This is a genomic window from Neisseria sp. P0021.S006, from assembly GCF_051956895.1.
Map to the genome: position 1 here is coordinate 1 of NZ_JBQCWZ010000966.1, position 558 is coordinate 558.

Annotated in this window: 1 protein-coding gene; it reads right to left on the bottom strand. The window is 42.8% G+C overall.

What is annotated here, in order from left to right:
- On the bottom strand, positions 1-558 hold a 558-nt coding region (locus ACTHUM_RS18185; RefSeq protein WP_440403709.1), incomplete at both ends, for a hypothetical protein.

Here is a 558-nt window from a genome sequence, read left to right on the forward strand (position 1 = left end):
TTTCACGTCACCCGTTAAGGTGGCATCAAGCACACCCTGTGTGGTTAACGAAAGTGCGGTCGTTTTTTTCAATGAACCCGATACATTGAGATCAACTTTGCTAGCAGGTAGAATAGTTTTATCTTTTGATTTAAAGGCTTGGAGATCCGATTTTAATGTGAGATCAACCGGGAACTCGTTATTGAGTTGAAGTTGTCCTTGGCTCGAAAGTGTACCAAGAGAGCTGTCAATGTCGAGTTTTTGTAATTTCACTAAATGATCGGTGGCATCCGCTTGTAATTCCACTTTAGGCACCGTGATTTTTTTGGTTTCTTCGCCTTTTTCATTAAGCGATTGATATTGCCAGTTTGTACCCAAAACACTAGGAATGTGCATATCAAAAGGCAAGTTCACCGTATTTAAATTACCTAAAAAAGCCGGTGTGAGTGTTTGCTCAATTTGCGCCCAATCAACAGGTTTAGCGGGTTCTTTTTTCTCGGGCTGAGGGGGATTCGGTTGAGTTTGGGTGACCGTTGAGAAAAGCACATCTGAAAGCGTGGTAGGCTCAAGGGTAAGGCC